Source organism: Faecalibacterium sp. PGM34 (assembly GCF_054456555.1).
On record NZ_CM136898.1, the window covers coordinates 125533 to 142896 of the forward strand.

At 59.2% G+C, this 17364-nt stretch carries 13 protein-coding genes and 1 other annotated feature (1 of these 14 only partly in view); of the genes, 6 read left to right on the top strand and 7 right to left on the bottom strand.

The genetic code is table 11. The features are described from left to right. Positions 1-16: 16 nt before the first annotated feature. From ACXPUX_RS00595 to ACXPUX_RS00610, 4 genes are all read right to left on the bottom strand, one after another. The gene (locus ACXPUX_RS00595) at positions 17-946 is read right to left on the bottom strand and encodes a carbohydrate ABC transporter permease (protein ID WP_005927102.1); all 930 of its coding nucleotides are present in this window, start codon (positions 944-946) and stop codon (positions 17-19) included. Between the two features lie 187 nt (positions 947-1133). Continuing rightward, positions 1134-2525: an ABC transporter substrate-binding protein gene (locus tag ACXPUX_RS00600; RefSeq protein WP_458829235.1), complete on the bottom strand. Its 1392-nt coding sequence runs from the start codon at positions 2523-2525 to the stop codon at positions 1134-1136. 765 nt (positions 2526-3290) lie between these two features. Continuing rightward, positions 3291-3896, bottom strand: a complete 606-nt coding sequence (locus tag ACXPUX_RS00605; RefSeq protein WP_458829237.1) for a thymidine kinase — start codon at positions 3894-3896, stop codon at positions 3291-3293. A gap of 4 nt (positions 3897-3900) precedes the next feature. Continuing rightward, a complete protein-coding gene (locus ACXPUX_RS00610) occupies positions 3901-4542 on the bottom strand; it encodes a redox-sensing transcriptional repressor Rex (RefSeq protein ID WP_458829239.1) in 642 nt (213 codons plus the stop codon). A gap of 254 nt (positions 4543-4796) precedes the next feature. Between ACXPUX_RS00610 and ACXPUX_RS00615 the strand changes: the two genes are divergently transcribed. The 4 genes from ACXPUX_RS00615 (at position 4797) to ACXPUX_RS00630 (ending at position 11591) form a co-directional block, all read left to right on the top strand. Then, positions 4797-5480, top strand: coding sequence for a ClpP family protease (locus tag ACXPUX_RS00615; RefSeq protein WP_316544703.1), 684 nt, complete (start codon positions 4797-4799; stop codon positions 5478-5480). A gap of 94 nt (positions 5481-5574) precedes the next feature. After that, positions 5575-8433: an FtsK/SpoIIIE family DNA translocase gene (locus tag ACXPUX_RS00620; RefSeq protein ID WP_458829241.1), complete on the top strand. Its 2859-nt coding sequence runs from the start codon at positions 5575-5577 to the stop codon at positions 8431-8433. Positions 8434-8445: 12 nt separating this feature from the next. After that, positions 8446-10503 carry a YgiQ family radical SAM protein gene (locus tag ACXPUX_RS00625; RefSeq protein WP_458829243.1) on the top strand — a complete coding sequence of 686 codons (2058 nt, stop codon included), beginning with the start codon at positions 8446-8448 and terminating at the stop codon, positions 10501-10503. Then, entirely contained in the window at positions 10476-11591 is a 1116-nt protein-coding gene (locus ACXPUX_RS00630) for a ComEC/Rec2 family competence protein (RefSeq protein WP_458829245.1), read from the top strand. Before ACXPUX_RS00625 ends, ACXPUX_RS00630 begins: the two co-directional genes overlap by 28 nt. A gap of 225 nt (positions 11592-11816) precedes the next feature. On the opposite strand, the gene ACXPUX_RS00635 is transcribed toward ACXPUX_RS00630, so the two are convergent. From ACXPUX_RS00635 to ACXPUX_RS00645, 3 genes are all read right to left on the bottom strand, one after another. Continuing rightward, positions 11817-12269 carry a MarR family transcriptional regulator gene (locus ACXPUX_RS00635; RefSeq protein WP_458829247.1) on the bottom strand — a complete coding sequence of 151 codons (453 nt, stop codon included), beginning with the start codon at positions 12267-12269 and terminating at the stop codon, positions 11817-11819. A gap of 15 nt (positions 12270-12284) precedes the next feature. Then, a complete protein-coding gene (locus ACXPUX_RS00640) occupies positions 12285-13643 on the bottom strand; it encodes a citrate/2-methylcitrate synthase (protein ID WP_458829248.1) in 1359 nt (452 codons plus the stop codon). Positions 13644-13761: 118 nt separating this feature from the next. Beyond that, positions 13762-14184 carry a BlaI/MecI/CopY family transcriptional regulator gene (locus ACXPUX_RS00645; RefSeq protein ID WP_458829250.1) on the bottom strand — a complete coding sequence of 141 codons (423 nt, stop codon included), beginning with the start codon at positions 14182-14184 and terminating at the stop codon, positions 13762-13764. A gap of 617 nt (positions 14185-14801) precedes the next feature. On the opposite strand from ACXPUX_RS00645, the gene serC reads away from it, so the two are divergent. Together serC and ACXPUX_RS00655 are read left to right on the top strand one after the other, a co-directional pair. After that, positions 14802-15884 carry a 3-phosphoserine/phosphohydroxythreonine transaminase gene (gene serC, locus ACXPUX_RS00650; RefSeq protein ID WP_249241356.1) on the top strand — a complete coding sequence of 361 codons (1083 nt, stop codon included), beginning with the start codon at positions 14802-14804 and terminating at the stop codon, positions 15882-15884. Positions 15885-15899: 15 nt separating this feature from the next. Further along, positions 15900-17060: a phosphoglycerate dehydrogenase gene (locus ACXPUX_RS00655; RefSeq protein WP_458829252.1), complete on the top strand. Its 1161-nt coding sequence runs from the start codon at positions 15900-15902 to the stop codon at positions 17058-17060. A 200-nt stretch (positions 17061-17260) separates the two neighbouring features. Further along, positions 17261-17364, top strand: a binding site (T-box leader); it runs 156 nt beyond the window's last position.

Consider the following 17364-nt stretch of genomic DNA (forward strand, 5'->3'; position numbering starts at 1 on the left):
TCCCATATTGGTCACCTTACCTTTCATCCGAGTAGTAGACCCACTTCTTCTGGCTGGTGAACGCAATGATCGTCAGGATGCAGACGATGATGAACATGATCCATGCCAGAGCAGAAGCCATGCCCATGTCGTAGGACTTGAATGCGTAGTTGTAAACCAGCAGGGAGATCAGGGTAGTGGAACCACGGGGACCACCGTTGGTGATGATGTAGGGGCCGTTGAACTCCTGGAAAGCCTGGCAGATCTGAGTGACCAGGTTGTAGAAGATGATGGGGGTGATCATCGGAACGGTGATGGAGAAGAACTGACGCCACTTACCGGCACCGTCGATGGTAGCCGCCTCGTACAGGTCTGCGGGCACGCCCTTCAGTGCAGCAAGGAACAGCACCATGGCGGAACCGAACTGCCATATACGCAAAAAGCAGATGATCCACAGTGCGTAGTTGGGGTCACTCAGCCACTCGGGGCCCTGCACCGCACCAAAGGTGACAGCGCGCACCACGGTGTTCAGCAGACCGTCCACGCTGAACACAGCCTTCCACAGCACGGCGATCGCCACAGAGCCGCCCAGAATGGAGGGAATGTAGTACACGGTGCGGAACAGGTTGACGCAGGCGATCTTGAAGTTCAGGATGTAGGCGATGAACAGTGCGAAGATCAGCTTCAGGGGCACGGTGATAAAGGCGTACTTGAAGGTGATGATCAGCGCCTTGGTGATCTTTCTGGTATGGAATGCGGTAATGTAGTTGGCCAGACCAACAAAGCTGGTGCCGTCCTTGAAGAAGTTCATATCGGTGAAGCTGTAATACAGCGACTGACCGAAGGGGAACGCCTTAAAGACGAGAAAGCCGATGATCCAGGGGATCAGATAAAACAGACCCTGATACTTATCGACCCATTTCTGGAACGGAGTTCGTGCGCCTGCGGGCGCATTACTTTTTTTCATCCGAAGTCCTCCTTTTACAGGATTTGAAGCAGACAGTGCAGCAGGTCACAGACCGGCAACAATTCATTCAAGGTTTGATAATCTTTCTCCGATAAAACAAGGGCATCTGTCGTACGGGCGGCAGATACCCTTATTGTGTTTCAGATGCGGAATATCCGGTTCTGACCGCTGTCAGAGAGGGGTAAGCTTAGCCGATGGTGTAGCCGACAGACTCCATGCCGTCCAGCAGGATCTCAACAGCCTCTTCGGGGGTCTGATCGCCGTAGTCGATGTTATCGAACACTTCCTGATAGATGCCGGTGCCGGAAGCCTTCAGGTCGTTGTGCTCGAACAGAGGATCCAGCTTGTTGGTGGTGAAGGCCATGACCTTGGCGTTAGCCTCAGCAACCAGGCTCTTGACAGCGCCGGCGTCCTGCGCGAACTTCAGGCCAGCCTTGGAGGCGGGGATGCCGCACTCGGAGCCCATGATGGAAGCGCCCTTCTCCTCGTTCAGCAGGAAGTTGATCAGGGTAGCAGCCTCGGCAACGTTCTTGCAGGTCTTGGTGATAGCCAGACCCATGGACACCTTGGAGAAGCCGCCGTTGTTGTCGCCGAACTTGATCTCCTCGCCGACGGTGAAGCCGTCCTTGTTGCTGTCGTCCAGAGCGGAGGAGTACTTGCTTGCAGCGGAATCCCACTCGAAGATGCCTGCGATCTTACCGGTGATCCACTCGTTGGACTGGTGGGTAGCGGTATCGGAGTTTGCAGAGTAGTAGGTCTTGAGGTTCATCATGACGTGGTTGTCCACCAGGCTCTTGATGAAGGCCAGACCCTCAGCGATCTCCTCCTCGGTGTAGTTCAGGGTGGAGGTGACGGGATCTGCCCAGTCCTTGCCGTACTTGGACTCGAGGTAGAACACCATCAGGATCATACGGTCGTATGCGCCCAGGTGCATGGGGTAGTAATCGTTGCCCAGCTTCTCCTGGAAGGCCTTACCGGCAGCCATCAGATCGTCCAGAGACTTGGGAACTTCGGTGATGCCAGCCTTATTAAAGGTGGTCATGTTCCAGTAGAAGATACGGCCGGTCATGGAAACGGGCACGCACTGCTGGCTGTTGGCCACATAGCAGGCGTCCATAGCAGCGGCATCCCACTGGGTCAGGTCGATGAACTTGGAGGTGGTGTTCAGGTCCACGAACTTGCTGCCGTCAGCAGAGTAGTTGTACAGCCAGTTCCAGTTCACCTGGCAGACATCCTGAGCGTTGCCTGCGATGAAGGCAGCAGCCATCTTCTCTTCCCAGCCGGACCATGCGGCAAAGGTGGGCTCCACGGTGATGTTGGAGTGCTCAGCCTGGAAAGCCTCCAGAGCGCTCTGGTAAGCAGCGTGACGGCTGTCGCCGCCCCACCAGCTGATGCTCAGGTTGACGGGGCCGTCAGACAGAGCCAAGCTCTCGTCTGCGGAAGCAGCGGGAGCCTGAGAAGCAGCGGAAGAAGCGGTGGAAGAAGCAGCGGGCTTGCTGCCGCAGGCAGCCAGCAGACCTGCAGCACCGACAGCGCCGGTAGCCATCAGGAAGTTACGACGAGAAATTGCCTTGCTCATTTTTGTTCTCCTCCTAATAGAAAACATCTTCATGCAGGGGGTCTGCACATGCCCCCTTGTATACAATTATGATAACAAAAGCCACAAGAAAAAGAAAGATGCAATTTACAGTGATACAGGATAAAAACATACAAATATTGCCCTTGTTTTCAGAACAGATTCGACGTCCTTGCCGAAATGAATAAACTTGCGCTGAAAAACTGTGCAGCTTGTATACTTCAATGACTTGCATAAAAATCTGGGATGCAACAGGGGCATAACGGCAAAAATTTCAATAATTCCTGTTACATTTACCGTTCCGCCTGTAATTTTTTGTGCTCTGCCGTCCCCCGCTACTCTCTTCTTCTCCCATTCCCTCTCCCCTCCGTCGAGTAACTGCCCAGTCTGAACTGATATATCAATAGTGCAAAAAACGTGCGAATTCCGCCCGGTTGATATATCAGTCCCTCTAAATGCAACAAATTGATATATCAGTCTGTATACAGCCTATGGGGGGTACCCCTTCCGTCTGCTCCCCGCATTCGCAGCCACCTTCCCCCGGCGGGTGAAGGCTTCAGCGGGGGCGGTACAGTTTCCGACTGAAGTGGAAAGCTGCTTGCCCGGAAGTCAACCCTCTCCGTCATCGCTGCGCGATGCCACCTCCCCCGAAAGGGGGAGGTTTTGCTCTACCTACCGGCGTAAGCCGTGACTGAGAGGGTGCAATCCACGCAAAAAAGCCGCTGCACCCGGCGCGGTGCAGCGGCTTGTATATAATATAAAAGTATCTCAGTTTTCCTTTGCAGCGTAGAACGCCCGCCGCGCTTTGAAGTAGCACTGGGGGCACATGCTGACGTACTGCACATCGTTTTCAAGGTCGATGGCTACCTGCTCGCCCTCAAAGACGAACTGCCCGTTCACCTTGCGGCAGTTGCAGATGGCCTTGCGCCCGCAGGTGCAGATGGTTTTCATCTCCTCGATGGTGTGCGCCAGCTCCAGCAGACGGGTAGAGCCCGGGAAGCCCTTGAGGGAAAAATCTGCCCGCAGACCGTAGCAGATCACCGGGATATTCAGATCTACCGTGACCATGAACAGCTGCTCGGCCTGCTCCGGGGTGAAGAACTGGCTCTCGTCGCACAGCACACAGGCCAGTGGGCCAGAAGCATCGTTTGCCGCCTTCACAGCTGCAAACACGTCCAGCTCCGGCGGGATCAGCAGGTCTGCCTTGCGGCGCACGCCCAGACGGCTCACCAGTTCCCCGCCGCCCTTGGTATCCACCTGCGGCTTTAAAATGAGCACCTTCATGCCCTGCTCTTCGTAGTTGTGTGCCACCTGCATCAGCGCCGTGCTCTTGCCGCTGTTCATGGCACCGTAGCGGAAATACAATTTTGCCATGCCGTCACTCCTGATTGCGCAGACGGTAGCCCAAGCTCATCAGGCTGTCGCCCAGATGGACGTTTTCCACCACCACATCGGGGTAAGGCACCGACAGGTCATAGTGGGAGAAGTTCCAGAAGCCCTCGATGCCCAGATCCACCAGCCGTCCGCTGACCTGCTGTGCACCATCGCGGGGCACACAGAGCACCGCCACCTTGGGCTTGTTTTCCTCGCAGAATGCCTCCAGCTCGTCAATGTGCCGGATGCGGATGCCGCTGATTTCCTTGCCCACTTCGTTTTCAGCCACATCAAAAGCGGCGATCAGCTTGTAACCGTTGGCGTCGGTAGTGATAAAGCGGCTCACCGCCTTGCCCAGACGGCCGCAGCCGATCAGGATGGTGGGCAGACGGTCGCCGTTGCCGAACAGCAGGCTTTCCAGAATGGAAAGCAGGTTCTCCACCGAGTAGCCGATGCCCTGCCGACCGTTCACGTCGCCGATGCAGTTGAAGTCCTGCCGCACCTGCGAGGCGGTGGTGCCCATCTGGGAAGCCAGCTCCCGGGAGGAGATGCTGGTAATGCCGTCGTCCTGCAAGGAGCGCAGATACCGGTAATATTTGGGGAGACGCTTGATCACAGGGATCGATGCTTTTTGGGGGGTGTTCATAGGAAAATTCTCCTTTCTGCCCAACGCGCTGCAGCTTCTGCCGCCATGCAAGGGACTTCTTTGCGCGCAGAGAGATGTTCCATTTTATCCTGTAATATTATTTAAAGTATACAGCATGAAAGGCGAATGTCAAATACCCATTTATAAAAAAATAAAAAATTCACAAAGTTTCTTGTTTCTTTTCTCCTGTATACTTTCCCGTTTGCCGGGGGATACTGACCCCACAAAGACCCCGCTACGGAAGGAGAACGCGCATGGATACGGCAAAAGACACCCCCGCAGAGCAGCACCGGATGGAAAAAGAGGATATCGAAGATCTGGGCACGGTCACCCTGAGCCGTGGCGGTCATGTCATCCACTGCCTGACCGTCATCGGCCAGATCGAAGGGCATACCGAAGCGCCGCAGGGGCAAAAGACCACCAAGTACGAGCACGTCATCCCGCAGCTGGTGGCGGTGCAGGAGGACCCCCGCATCGAGGGACTGCTGGTGCTGCTGAACACGGTGGGCGGCGATGTGGAGACCGGCCTTGCACTGGCAGAACTGATCGCCAGCATCTCCAAACCCAGCGCCACGCTGGTGCTGGGCGGCGGGCACTCCATCGGCATCCCGCTGGCGGTCAGTGCGCGGCACAGCTTTATTGTCCCCACCGCCACCATGACAGTGCATCCGGTGCGGCACTCCGGGCTGATCTTAGGCGTCCCGCAGACCATGCACTGCTTTGAGCAGATGCAGCAGCGCATCACCGGTTTTGTAGCCGCCCACAGCGGCATGCCGGAAAAGCGCTACACCCAGCTGATGCTCCATACCGGGGAGCTGGTCATGGACATGGGCACAGTGCTGGACGGACGCCGCGCCGTAAAGGAAAAGCTGATCGACGAGCTGGGCGGTCTTTCGGACGCGCTGGCATGGCTGTACAGGGAGATCGAGCGGGAATAATAAAAACAACATTATGGTTTGCCATTTTTGCCCTTGCGTGGTACAATAGTAGAATCAATTATTGTGTCTATGGGAAGTTGGGGAACAGAGTAGAATGGCAACGAAAAAACGAAAATCAACGAAACGGCGTACTGCTGCCCGCCGTAAAAAGGCAGAACAGCGGCTCCCGGCAGGGCTTGGCACCCTGTTCGGCGGTCTGCTGCTGATGGTGCTGGCCTTTGTGCAGGGCGATTCCGCATGGCGGGTGCTCCATGATGTGCTGTTCGGGCTGTTCGGCTGCGGCAGCTTTGTGCTGGGTGCAGCCGTGTGTTGTCTGGCCGTTTTGTACACCCGGGGCGAGGAGCTGCTGTCCCGCATCCTCAAGCTGGTGCTGGGGCTTATCTTTGTCTGCGGCACGGTCATCGTGTTTTCCGATATCCAGCCGCAGGGGCTGTCGGCGCTGCAAATGCTTTCCGCCTGCTATGCCAACGGTGTCAGCGCATGGCTGTCCGGCGGCGCAATGGGCTTTGTGCTGGGCGGCGTGCTGCTTTTGCTGTGCGGACGCCCGGCGGCAAACCTCATTATGATCGTGCTTTTGCTGTGCGGCAGCCTGTACATTTTTGACATCACCCCCGCCGAGGTCTGGGTCTGGCTGTGCGCTGTCACCGGCGGCCTCCGCGCCCGCAGCTCTGCCTTTGCAGAGCAGAGCGCCGCCCGCCGCGCCGAGCGCGCCGCCATCCGGCAGGCAGAGCGAGAGATCGATGAGGAATACGACGAGGCCGAGGACGAGCCGCTGGACGAGGAGGACGAGCCTGCCGGGCTGCATCTGGGTGTACCGGACTGGATGTCCGGCGTGCTGCGCTGGGGACACAAGGTAACGCAGGAGATGGAAGCAGACGCGGTGGACACCGAAGCCGCTCCCGCCGCCCCTGCTCAGCCGGAGCCCGCCGCGCCGCCCATCACCCCGGTGCGGGTCAGCGTTGCGCGTCCCCGCGCCGCCTTTGACGTAGACCTCGGCCCCGACCACACCGCCCTTTCCGAGGGCGGCAGCGAGCCCATTGAGCCGCTGATTGTCGGGCCGGGCGGCACCTTCGGGCAGGACCCGCTGCGCCCCGCTCCCAAGCCCACGCCGCCGCCCATCGTGGCAGACCCGGTGGTCACCGCTGCGTCAGATTTCTTTGCCAAGGACACCCCGCAGCCGGAAGAGCCCGCCCCCGCTTTTGATGCTCCCATCGTCCAGCCGGCAGCGCCGGTGGTACAGCCGCAGATGCCGCCGCAGCCGGAAGCTGCGCCCATCCAGCCCGCCGTGCCCCGGGTGAGCGCCGAGAACGCCGTGGCGTTCCGCTCTGCGCCGGATGAGGACGGCTGGATCAGCATCACCGCCGAGCCGGTGGAGGAAAAGGACATCAACTCGCTGGTGGCAGCGGCCATGGAAAAGCCCGCCGTTTCCGAGCAGGCAGCCGCCACCGCCCCCGCAGAGGAGAGCGAGCCGGTGGGCAGCTACGAGTACCAGTACCCGCCCATCGAACTGTTTGGAAAAACGCAGGAGGAGAGCGACCCCGGCGCACAGGAGGAGCTGAAGGCCAACGCCCAGAAGCTGGTGGATACGCTGGAAAGCTTCGGCGTGCGCACCCGGGTGCTGGATATCTCCCGCGGGCCCTCTGTCACCCGGTACGAGCTGCAGCCCATGGCAGGCGTGAAGATCAGCCGCATCACCTCGCTGGCAGACGATATCGCCCTGAACCTTGCGGTGGCAGACGTGCGTATGGAAGCGCCCATCCCCGGCAAGCCCGCCGTGGGCATCGAGGTGCCCAACCACAAAAAGACCGCTGTTTCCATCCGCAGCATCTTTGAGAGCCAGAGCTTTCTGCGCATGACCTCGCCGCTGGGCATCGCCTTGGGCAAGGACATTGCCGGTGTGGCGCAGGTGACCGACCTGTGCAAGATGCCCCACCTGCTCATCGCGGGCAGCACCGGCAGCGGTAAATCCGTGTGCGTGAACAGCATCATCATGAGCCTGCTGTTCCGCTCCAGCCCGGAGGACGTCAAGCTGCTGCTCATCGACCCCAAGGTGGTAGAGCTGGCCGAGTATAACGGCATCCCCCACCTGCTGATGCCCGTTGTCACCGAGCCCCGCAAGGCCGCCGGTGCACTGGGCAGCGCGGTGCAGGAGATGGAGCGCCGCTACCGCCTGTTTGCGGAGAACAACGTGCGCGATATCAAGTCCTTCAACAAGCTGGCTGCCGAGCAGCCGGAGCTGGAAAAGATGCCCTACATCGCCATTATCATCGACGAGCTGGCCGATTTGATGATGGTGGTGGGCAAGGACGTGGAGGATTCCATCTGCCGCATTGCCCAGAAGGCGCGTGCCGCCGGTATGCACCTGATCGTTGCCACCCAGCGCCCCAGCGTGGACGTGATCACCGGCCTGATCAAGGCCAACATCCCCAGCCGCATCGCCTTTGCGGTGTCCAGTCAGGTAGACAGCCGCACCATTCTGGACGGTGCCGGTGCAGAAAAGCTGCTGGGTCAGGGCGATATGCTCTTTATGCCCGTGGGCGCACCCAAGCCCACCCGTATCCAGGGCACCTTTGTGCGGGATGAGGAGATCAGCCGTGTGCTGGACTTCATCAAATCCAGCGCCACCGTGCAGTACGACGAGGCCATGATCGAGGCCATGGAAAAGCACGCCATTCAGGACGGCAAAAAGGGCGGCGGCGGTGCCGACGCCGAAGAGGACGCAGGCTCCGACCCCATGTTCAAGCAGGCCGTGGATGTGGTCATCGACGCCGGTCAGGCCTCCACCAGCCTGTTGCAGCGCCGCTGCAAGCTGGGCTACGCCCGCGCCGCCCGCATCATGGACGAGATGGAGCAAAAGAGCATCATCGGCCCCTACGAGGGCGCAAAGCCCCGCGCTGTGCTCATCAGCCGCCAGCAGTGGCTGGAAATGCAGATGAACCAGCCGGAGGAATAATAAAGGAGCATTATGGAACATTCTACTCCCCAGATCTACACCGAATTTCTTCCCATCAGCCGGGCGGACATGGAAGCCCGGGGCTGGGAACAGCTGGACTTTGTGGTGGTGGGCGGTGACGCCTATGTGGACCATCCCAGCTTTGGCACCGCCATCATCAGCCGCCTGCTGGAGGCCGAGGGCTACAAGGTGGGCGTGCTGGCGCAGCCCCGCTACACCGACTGCGAGGACTTCAAGCGGTTCGGCAAGCCCAAATACGGCTTTTTCATCGGCGGCGGCAATGTGGACAGCATGGTCAGCCACTATTCTGTGGCAAAGATCCCCCGCGCCGAGGACGAATACTCCCCCGGCGGCAAGGCCGGTGCCCGCCCGGACCGCAGCGCCACCGTGTACACCAAGCTTGCCAAGCAGGCTTACCCTGACCTGCCGGTGATCTTAGGCGGTCTGGAAGCCAGCCTGCGCCGGTTTGCCCACTACGATTACTGGCTGGACACCGTACTGCCCAGCATCGCGGAGGACTCCGGCGCGGATCTCATCAGCTTCGGCATGGGCGAGCACCAGACCGTGGAGATCGCCCGCCGTCTGGCCGCCGGAGAGCCGGTGGAGAGCATCACGGATGTGAACGGCACCTGCTACCTGACCGATTTCGACCATCTGCCCCAGCGGTATGTGGAGTGCGCCGGTTTTAAAAAGGTAGCCGCCGATAAGACCGCCTATGCCAAGGCCTGCCGCATCCAGATGGACAATCAGGACGTGGTCAGCGGCCAGATCATCGTGCAGAAGCAGAGCGAAAAGTATCTGGTGCAGAACATCCCCGCAAAGCCGCTGGTGCGCGGAGAGCTGGACAAGGTGTATGCCCTGCCCTACACCCGCCGCTACCACCCCATCTACGAGAGCATGGGCGGCGTGCCCGCCATCCGCGAGGTGCAGTTTTCCATCATCCAGAACCGCGGCTGCTTCGGCGGCTGCAACTTCTGCGCCATCCAGCTGCATCAGGGGCGGCGTGTCACCAGCCGCAGCGCGGACAGCATCGTGGCAGAAGCCGAGCGCATGACCCACGAGCCGGATTTCAAGGGCTACATCCACGATGTGGGCGGCCCCACCGCAAACTTCCGCTTTCCCTCCTGCCGGGAGCAGATGCTGCGGGGCATGTGCACCGGCGGCAAGCACTGCCTTGCTCCCACCACCTGCTCCCACATGATCGTGGATCACAGCGACTACCTTAAAATCCTGCGCCGGGTGCGGGAGCTGCCGGGCGTGAAAAAGGTGTTCATCCGCAGCGGCATCCGGTTCGACTACCTGATGGCTGACCCGGACGATACCTTCTTCAAGGAGCTGGTGGAGTACCATGTGTCCGGCCAGCTGAAGGTCGCCCCGGAGCACTGCGCCCCCAATACCCTTGCCTACATGGGCAAGCCCCCCATCGAGACCTTCAACAAGTTCAAGGATAAATTCTACGAGCTGAGCAAAAAGGCGGGCAAAAAGCAGTATCTGGTGCCCTACCTCATGTCCAGCCACCCGGGCAGCACTTTGAAGGACGCGGTCTATCTGGCCGAGTACCTTTATAAGAACCACATGCGCCCGGAGCAGGTGCAGGACTTCTACCCCACCCCCGGCACCGTGAGCACCTGTATGTTCTATACCGGACTTGACCCCTACACCCTCAAGCCGGTGTTTGTGGAAAAGACCCCCGAGGGCAAGGCGTTGCAGCGCGCGCTGCTGCAATACTACGAGCCCCGCAACGCGGAAAAGGTGGTCAAGGCCTTGCAGCTGACCCACCGGGAGGGCCTCATCCCCCTGCTGGTGCCCGCCGCAGGACGCCGCGCCGTGCAGCGCACCGCCCGCCGAGCCGAAAGCGCCGAGGTGACCATCCACAACGATGGCACCTATACCGTACATTCCAACCAGAAGGGGCGCAGCACCGGCAAAAACACCCGTACTGCTGCCCCGGCAGGCCGTCAGCCCAGCCCGGGCGCACGCTTTGCGCCCAACTCTGCGCCCGGCCATAAGCTCAAGAATAATCAACAGAAAGAGAACGCAACGTGGAAAACTGGAAAGAAGAAAAAGTAACTCTGTTCCCCCGCCGCCTGTTCCTGCGGCTGGCTGCGCTGGCGCTGGCCGCTGTGCTGGCGCTGGGACTTACCGCCTGTGACAGCCTGCCCGGCGATGGCGGACACATCGTCAAGCCCTCCACCGGGACAAGCCAGCCCTTTGAGATGCACTTTATTGATGTAGGGCAGGCGCTGAGCGTGCTGGTGGAGTGTGACGGGCAGTTCATGCTCTACGATGGCGGCAATGTGGACGACGGCAGTCTGGTGGTATCCTACCTGCAAAAGCAGGGGGTGGAGCAGCTGCAATATGTGTTCTGCTCCCACGCCCACGAGGACCATGTGGGCGGTCTTGCCGCCGTAATGGCAAAGTTCCCGGCTGGGCACGCTTACAGTCCTGTGACCGAAAGCAGCACCAAATGCTTCAACGATTTTGTCAAGTACACCCGGCAGCAGGGCTTGCAGCTGGAAGTGCCCTCCGTGGGCACCGTCTGGCCGCTGGGCAGCGCCACCGTTACCCTGCTTGGCCCGGTGACCGGGTACAGCGAGACCAACAACACCTCACTGGTGCTGCGCATCGACTACGGCAGCACCAGCTTTCTGCTGACCGGCGACATGGAAAAGACCGCCGAGACCGACCTTGTGAACAGCGGTGCCAACCTGAAGGCCGATGTTTTACAGGTAGGGCACCACGGCTCCAGCACCAGCACCGGCTACCTGTTTCTGAACGCTGTTCTGCCGGAAATGGGCGTCATCTCCTGCGGCGCAGGCAACAAGTACGGCCACCCCCACGAGGAGACGTTAAGCATCCTGCGGGACGCAAAGGTGGACGTCTACCGCACCGACCTGCAGGGTACCATCACCATTGGCAGCGACGGCCAGAACTTCACCGTGGGCACCGAGCACTTTGTGCCGGACAGCCAGCTGAACCCCACCGACCCGTCGTCCTCCAGCACGGCGCAGCAGGTCTACATCGGCAACGTGAACAGCCAAAAGTTCCATCTGCCCACCTGCGCAAACCTGCCTGCGGAAAAGAACCAGGTCCTCTTTTCCAGCTATGACGAAGCCATTGCCGCAGGCTATACCCCCTGCGCAAGCTGTATCAAATAAAGCTTTGCTTTCAAAATACCGGAGCGTCTGCGGATGCTCCGGTATTTCTTTTACACCGGGCAGTCCCTTGGGGATGCCTGAGGGAGTTCGTTCCCAAACTCCTCCCGTGAAAAAGGGGTTCTGAAAAGCCCGCAGGCTTTTCAGAACCCCAAATTAAAAATCTATTTTCCTCTGAATATGCGCAGAGCAACGCGGCGCGCATTCCCCATCGTTCTCTAAAAGCGGTTACTGTGCAGCGGGGAGCTCCTTCTCCCGCTCTTCCTTCAGGATGGCGGTGGCGCGCTGCATGGTGGCAGCGGCGCGGCGCAGCTCCTCGTCCCCAAGCTCGGCGCGCATCCGGCGGTAGCAGCGCTGCAAAAGCGCCTGCTCCTCTGCCATCAGCTCCACCGCCTTGCTGGAAAGCTCCACATAGGTGCGCCCGGCCTCGCGGTCGGTTTTCCACGTCACAAAGCCGCTGTCCTGCAGCTTCTCAATGCCCTTGGAAAGCTCGGTCACCCGCAGTCCCATGGCGGCGGCAAGGTCAGCAAGATAAAGCTTTTCGCCGGGGTGTGCCTCCTGCGCCACCTTGATATAATACAGGATGAGATAATCTGCCCGCTGGATGGTGCTGAACACCTTATCCACGTTGAACTCGTGGAGGAAGAACCATTCCCCCTGATGCTGCTGCAACTCTTCCATGCTGATGCCCTCCCTTTATGCCCGCTGGCTGCGCGGGATATAATCGTGGGTGCCGCCAAGGCTCTTGTAGGCCGGGCGGATGATCTTGTTGGCGCTGAGCAGCTCCTCGATGCGGTGGGCGCTCCAGCCCATGACGCGCGCCACAGCAAACAGTGGGGTGTACAGTTCCATGGGGATGCCCAGCATCTCGTACACAAAGCCGCTGTAAAAGTCCACGTTGGGGCTGACGCCCTTGAAGATTTTGCGCTCCTGCGCGATCAGCTGCGGTGCCATGCGCTCGATGCGGGTGTAGAGGGAAAGATCCTTATCCCGGCCCTTTTCGTGGGCAAGCTGCTCCACATAGCCCTTGAACACCACCTCGCGCGGGTCGCTGAGGGAGTAGACGGCGTGACCCATACCGTAGATCAGACCCTTGCGGTCAAAGGCCTCGCCATGGAGCAGCTTTTTCAGGTAGGCTTCCAGCTCCTCGTCGTCCTCGATATCGTGGAGGTTGTCCCGGATGTTCTGCATCATGTGCATGACCATCAGGTTCGCACCGCCGTGGCGCGGGCCCTTGAGGGAGCACAGCGCCGCCGCTATGGCCGAGTAGGTGTCGGTGCCGGAGGAGGTGACCACGCGGGTGGTAAAGGTGGAGTTGTTGCCGCCGCCGTGCTCGGCGTGCAGCAGCAGTGCCACGTCCAGCACGCGGGCTTCCAGCGGGGTGTACTGCATATCCGGGCGCAGCATCCGCAAAAAGTTCTCTGCGGTGGAAAGGCTGGGGTCCGGGCGATGGATATACATACTGGCGTCTTTTTCATAGTGGTTATAGGCGTGGTAGCTGTACACCGCCAGCATGGGGAAAATGCCCGCCAGCTGGATGCTCTGGCGCAGCACGTTGGCGGTATCTAAATCTGCCACCTTGGGGTCGTAGGACGCCAGCGTCAGCACGCTGCGCGCCATGCTGTTCATGATATCATGGCTGGGTGCCTTCATAATGACATCGCGGGTAAAGTTGGTGGGCATGGTGCGGCACTCGCCCAGCACCGCGCAGAACTGCTCCAGCTGCTCCGGGGTGGGCAGCTGACCAAACAGCAGCAGATAGCCTGCCTCCTCAAAGGCAAAGCGGCTGCCGCGGCTGCCGTTGATGAGGTCCTTTACGTCATAGCCGCGGTACAGCAGCTGACCGTCTGCCGGGTGCTTGACCCCGTCCACATACTGGAATGCCCGGATGTCCGAGATGTTGGTCAGACCTGCCAGCACGCCCTTGCCGGTCTCGTCGCGCAAACCGGCCTTGACCCCGAACTCCCGATAGAAGTCCTTGGGGATGCGGTCGTGCTCTGCACAAAGGGGCTGCTGCTGGTCGAAGTAGCTTAATACATTCTGCAAATGATCCATGTGTCTGGCTGCTCCTTTCCTATTCGTCCATATCAGTTTTTTATTTTTCAACAACTTTTATATTACAGAACGGATATTTCGGTGTCAACCAACCATTTGTAAACAAAAATAAAACAATTCAACCGTAGGGGTCGTACAAATCGTACTCCTCCGTTTCCTGATGCTTCTCCTCCAGCACCCGGATGGCCTGCTCCAAGGCGCTCTGAGAGCAGCCGCTCTCGCTTACCAGCGCATGGACGGCGGCGGCAAGGTCGCCTGCAAACAGGGTGTCCAGCCGCTGGCGCATACAGTACACACCGTACGCCCGCCGGGTGACCAGCGGCACATACACGTTGCAATTGCCCTGCTTTGCCGACCTGACCCAGCCTTTTTCCTCCAACCGGTAGAGAAAATTCAGCACCGTAGCTGCTGCCCAGCCGGTGGCTTTGAGCTTTTGGCTGATGTCCCGCCGCGCCGCCGCACCCGGGCACGCCCACAGCGCAAGCATCACCTGTTCTTCCGCCGCCGAAAGCGACCGCAGGGTATCCGGTAAGCCGTACATCTGTTGTACCTCCGTAAATGTTTAGCGGGTTCGCCCTCTCAGTCAAAGCCTATCGGCTTTGCCAGCTCCCCCAAAGGGGGAGCCAAGGTTTAAAGCCCGTTGCTAAAGCGTTAGGTGTAATGCGAAAGTTTCCGGCAGTGCTCTTGCCTCTCCCTTTGAGGTAGCACAGCGTAAGCCGTGACGGAGAGGGCACACGCCGTTGCCCTCAGTGCTAAAGCATCAAATGCAATAAGAAACCTTCCCGCCATGCCAGAGCCTCCCTCCCCGAGGGAGCTGGCAAAGCCGTCAGGCTTTGACTGAGGGAGTTATTTCTTTTACATTTGTCTTAGTATTCCCAGTATACCGCATTTCTGCCAAAGGTGCAAGCGGCAGAAATCCGCATGAAACCAAGGGATAGCGCATATCTTTTACAATTGTCTTATATTTTGTCCCCGCACGGCGTACATTTGTATGCTTTGTGCCCTCAGACGGGGTTCAGGGGCAATATCTTTGTGCAAAGATGCTCTTGTTTTCGTCATGAGAAAACCGGTATACTACGGCTACGGAAAGCAACAGACGCACCGCAAAAACGGCGGTGCTGCGTGATAGGTGTATCACAGGAAAAGGAGAGGTTGATTATGGCACGAGTATATAACTTCAGCGCAGGCCCCAGCATGCTGCCCGAAAAGGTGCTGCGGCAGGCACAGGCCGAGCTGCTGGAATACGGCGACAGCGGTCAGAGCGTCATGGAGATGAGCCACCGCAGCAAGTGGTTCGACGCCATCATCAAGGACACCGAAGCTTCCCTGCGCCGGGTGATGAACATTCCCGATAACTACAAGGTGGGCTTCTTTCAGGGCGGTGCTACCCAGCAGTTCGCCATGGTGCCGCTGAACTTTATGACCACCGGCAAGGCAGACTACATCGTGTCCGGCAACTTCTCGGGTCTGGCTGCCAAGGAGGCCGCCAAGTTCGGCGAGGCCAAGATCGTAGCATCCAGTAAGGATAAAAATTTCACTTATATCCCGGATGTAAACGCCATCGATTACGACAAGGACGCCAGCTACATCCACATCTGCCAGAACAACACCATCTTCGGCACCCAGTATGTGGAGCTGCCGCAGGTGGAGGGCGTGCCGCTGGTGGCGGATATGAGTTCCATGATCCTTTCTAAGCCGGTGGACGTCAGCAAGTACGGCTGCATCTACTTTGGCGTGCAGAAGAACGTAGCCCCCGCCGGTATGGCCATTGCCATCATCCGGGACGACCTGCTGGGCCACGCCGCCGACAACGTGCCCACCATGATGAACTACACCACCCTGCTGGCCAAGGACAGCATGTACAACACCCCGCCGTGCTGGTGCATCTACATGACCGGTCTGGTGCTCAAGTATCTGGAAAACGACATCGGCGGTTTGGCCAATATGCAAAAGATCAACGAAGCTAAGGCCAAGGTGCTGTACGACTATCTGGACGGGCAGGCGTTCTTCACGAACCCTGTGGAGCACCGCTACCGCAGCACCATGAACGTCACCTTCACCAGCCCCAACCCGGACATGGACAAAAAGTTCTGCGCCGAGGCCGCCGAGGCGGGCTTTGTGAACCTGAAGGGTCATCGTCTGGTAGGCGGTATGCGCGCTTCCATCTACAACGCCATGCCTGCCGAGGGTGTGGACAAGCTGGTGGACTTCATGGAGAAGTTCCGCAAAGAGAATGCATAAAGAGGGGTTTCAGATATGTACACCATCAAAACGCTCAACGCCATCAGCCCGGTGGGGCTGGCAAAGCTGCCCAAGAACCAGTTCGATGTCACGGTGGATGCCGACGCCCCGGACGGTATTCTGGTGCGCAGCGCCGACCTTTTGAACACCACCTTCAACAACAATCTGCTGGCTATCGCCCGCGCCGGTGCGGGTGTGAACAACATCCCGCTGGAGCGCTGCAGCGAGCAGGGCATCGTGGTGTTCAACACCCCGGGTGCCAACGCCAACGCCGTGGCAGAGCTGGTCATCGGTATGCTCATTGCGGGCAGCCGCAACGTGGCTGCCGCCGCCCAGTGGTGTCAGGAACTGGCCGGTGACCCCGCCATGGCAAAGAGCGTGGAAAAGGGCAAAAAGCAGTTCGTGGGCAACGAGATCAAGGGCAAGACCCTTGGCGTCATCGGTCTGGGTGCCATCGGCTCCCGGGTGGCAAACTGCGCCATCGAGCTGGGCATGGAGGTCTACGGCTACGACCCCTACATCTCCATTGAAGCCGCATGGAACCTGAGCAGTCAGGTGCACCACTGCGTAAACCTGAACGATATGCTGCCCCTGTGCGACTACATCACCATCCATGTGCCCTACCTGCCCACCACCAAGGACACCATCAACGCCCAGACCCTTGCCCTGTGCAAGGACGGGGTCAAGATTTTGAACTACGCCCGCGGCGAGCTGGTGAACACCGACGCCCTGCTGGAAGCCATGGACAGCGGCAAGGTGTCCGGCTACATGACCGACTTCCCCTCCGAGGCCATTCTCGGCCGTCCCGGCATCGTGTGCACCCCGCACCTTGGCGCTTCCACCCCAGAAGCCGAGGACAACTGCGCCATCATGGCAACGCAGGAGCTGAGCGACTACCTGCGCAACGGCAACATTACCCACTCGGTCAACCTGCCGGAGGTGCACCAGCCCCGTGCCGGCGGCAAACGCATCTGCATCATCCACAAGAACGAGCCGGGCATGATCAGCCAGATCACCGCCCTGACCACCGAGGCCGGTCTGAATATCGAAAACATGGTGAACAAGAGCAAAAAGAACATGGCCTACACCATGCTGGACGCCACCGGTGCCGTGGATGCCCGCCTGAGCGAGAAGCTGAGCAGCATCCCCGCCGTCATCCGGGTGCGCATCCTGTAACAGCAAAAATACACGAGACACAAAAAGGTGAAGTGACCAGCGATCACTTCACCTTTTTTGTAGGAGTCATGCCCGGCAAAGCCAGCCGGACAGGCCTTACCTGAGCTGCCTTCACTCATGATATGAGCCAGATGAAAAAACAGACGGGTCATATCCCTTGACTTCAGTCCCCCAGGGGAGTATACTCCAGGGCAGTGAAATATTCGGCTATGACGAGAAAGAGTACCCGGAAAGAATGTTACAGAGAGCTGCCGGTTGGTGCAAGGCAGTACAGGGCGTCCGCGGGAAGATCCTCTCCGAGCTT